Genomic DNA, 2290 nt, shown 5'->3' on the forward strand with positions numbered 1-2290 from the left:
TTTGACATCTATGGCAGAATACGGGAAGATACCTTTAACAATCAGCCGTTTATTCCATTCAGGCAACTGGGGCAGTATGAAGACCAAGAACTAGATGGACTTTATTATAATCGTTTCAGGTATTACGACAGTAATACAGGAACTTATATAAGTCAAGACCCTATCGGGCTAGCAGGTAATAACCCGAATTTTTATGCGTATGTGCATGATTCGAATACGATGGTTGATGTGTTCGGGTTGATGGAATTATTTAGATCAATGACTAGAGCAGAATATTTTGATATTATTCAGAATGGTTGGAAAGCCGGCGGAGATACTGGAGGTATGGGGGCAAAATGGTTTGCTGAAAGTTTTGACAATGCTGTAGAATGGGGTAAGACTATGGGGCATGGCAGCGATTCAAAATTTTATGTAGTATCTTTTGATGTAGATGATGCAGTAGCAAAAGGTGCATATAAAGTAGATCACCTAGACGGAATAGGTCCCGCGAGAGCTATTGAGGTTGCTGATTTAAATGGAAAGACTGAAGTTAAAAAAGTTAATTCAATTAGAGTAAAATGTAAAAAATGAAATCACTAATTAATTGGGATAAGAATATATTTGATGGAGAAAAAAGACTTTTACCATCAACGAAAGTTTTACATACTCAAATTCATTTACCAGAATTAAAAGAGAGTTGGAGTATTGGTTTTAAATTTAATATTACGCCGAGAGATCAGGGATATAGGACAATAGCAGACGAAGTATTTTTTTTGTCAGAAAAAGCCCCGAAAGAAATATTAAAAGAAGGATTAAAATTTAACTTTATGGATGGTCCTAACATTATTGGAGAATGCATATTGTTTCAAGAAAAACTTGTAGAAATGGAAGATGTAATAGACAGGATTAAATTAGTAGAACAAGAAAAACATGAATTAAAAATGTTTATTACCTCAATAAATAATAGTTCTTTTAGTTATACAACAAATGAACTTGAAGAGTTAATTAAATATAGTTCTGATTACCCATATATTTTTTCTTTTGTATTAAATATTGATAAAAATATAGCCTTAAAATATTTATCAAACAATTATTTAGTAAAACTTAATAATGTTTTAGAATCATCTAATTTGCCTTTATTTTTATTTAATATTGAAAAGTTTTTAGGAAAAGAAGAATTTGATATGTTTATTGAGAAACTTCCTAATGAAATTAAGAAGAATGAAATATTTATAAATTCAATAGAAGAGATTTTATAAAGGGGATAATAGAGTAAATACAATTAAAAACAAACCAACTTTTTAAAGTTATTTTTTAAGAAGATAAGTTTTCCATTCCATTCCGGCAACCGGGGCAGTATGAAGACCAAGAACTAGACGGGCTTTATTATAATCGGTTTCGATATTACGACAGTAATACAGGAACGTATATAAGTCAAGACCCTACCGGGCTAGCAGGTAATAACCCGAATTTTTATGCGTATACGTTTGATTCTAATTCGGAAGTTGACTCGTTTGGGTTGGTTTTAGGTAAGTCGAGGCCCTCAGGTGGTTGGAACTACGATAACATGCCTAAAATTGATAATTTTGAGTTACATCATGTGATCCCTAAATCTTTAGCAAGACATGAAGTATTACAAAAAATAGGATTTGATGTAAATAAGCTAGATAATTTAATTTACTTGCCTAAAGATATAGGAGATTATGGAAATAGAAGTGCTCATAAAGGATATAGTGGCAATCACTCTAAATATAACCAAAATATGAGATCAGAGTTAGTGTAGCCGATCCAGTTTTAGAACCTTGGAAATATGGTAGTTTGTTATAACAAGTTGAAAAATTATGAAAAAAGTAAGTGAAGAAAAAAAAGCCCATGTAAGTAAGCTTTGCGAAGAAGGCATTAATAAAATTGATAATATTTTTAAGAATTATTCATTTGATGATGAGTATGAAAATATACCTGTTGGAGCCTTAAAAAATGTTAAAGATGAATTTATTAAAATGCTCAATACTCTCGATAAGAGGCAATATGCACCTATTTACCCTAGATTTTTATTAGATTATCCATCAAGTGAATTAAGAACTTACTTTATTCATATAGCAAATGAATATGATAAAAAAACATAAAACTTCAAAAGCATAGTTTAAAGATTGTTTTTTTATTATGAAGACGAGTAGTTAGACGGGCTTTATTATAATCGGTTCCGTTATTACGACAGTAATACAGGAACGTATATAAGTCAAGACCCTACCGGGCTAGCAGGTAATAACCCGAATTTTTATGCGTATGTGCATGATAGTAATGCTTGGGT

The 2290-nt window shown here is 31.1% G+C and carries 4 protein-coding genes and 1 pseudogene; all 5 read left to right on the plus strand.

Annotation, left to right across the window (positions count from 1 at the left end; genetic code table 11):
• Positions 1-570, plus strand: a 570-nt coding sequence (locus tag ASC36_RS11150) for an RHS repeat-associated core domain-containing protein (RefSeq protein WP_141656275.1), incomplete at its 5' end; no start/stop codon positions are given.
• Positions 567-1238, plus strand: coding sequence for a hypothetical protein (locus tag ASC36_RS10280; RefSeq protein ID WP_055426400.1), 672 nt, complete (start codon positions 567-569; stop codon positions 1236-1238). The genes ASC36_RS11150 and ASC36_RS10280, both read left to right, overlap by 4 nt.
• Before the next feature lie 74 nt (positions 1239-1312).
• On the plus strand, positions 1313-1762 hold the full coding sequence (locus tag ASC36_RS11155; RefSeq protein ID WP_317038632.1) for an AHH domain-containing protein: 450 nt from the start codon (positions 1313-1315) through the stop codon (positions 1760-1762).
• Between the two features lie 58 nt (positions 1763-1820).
• Positions 1821-2105, plus strand: coding sequence for a hypothetical protein (locus tag ASC36_RS10290; RefSeq protein WP_055426402.1), 285 nt, complete (start codon positions 1821-1823; stop codon positions 2103-2105).
• A 69-nt stretch (positions 2106-2174) separates the two neighbouring features.
• A pseudogene (locus ASC36_RS10570) lies at positions 2175-2290 on the plus strand (RHS repeat-associated core domain-containing protein); the annotation flags it as partial.

Source organism: Apibacter mensalis (genome assembly GCF_001418685.1).
Taxonomy (GTDB): Bacteria; Bacteroidota; Bacteroidia; order Flavobacteriales; family Weeksellaceae; genus Apibacter; species Apibacter mensalis.

What these genes read in the sequence shown, in the direction of transcription:
- ASC36_RS10280 (WP_055426400.1), top strand. Translation starts at nt 567, where the DNA reads ATGAAATCACTAATTAATTGGGATAAGAATATATTTGATGGAGAAAAA.
- ASC36_RS10290 (WP_055426402.1), top strand. Translation starts at nt 1,821, where the DNA reads ATGAAAAAAGTAAGTGAAGAAAAAAAAGCCCATGTAAGTAAGCTTTGC.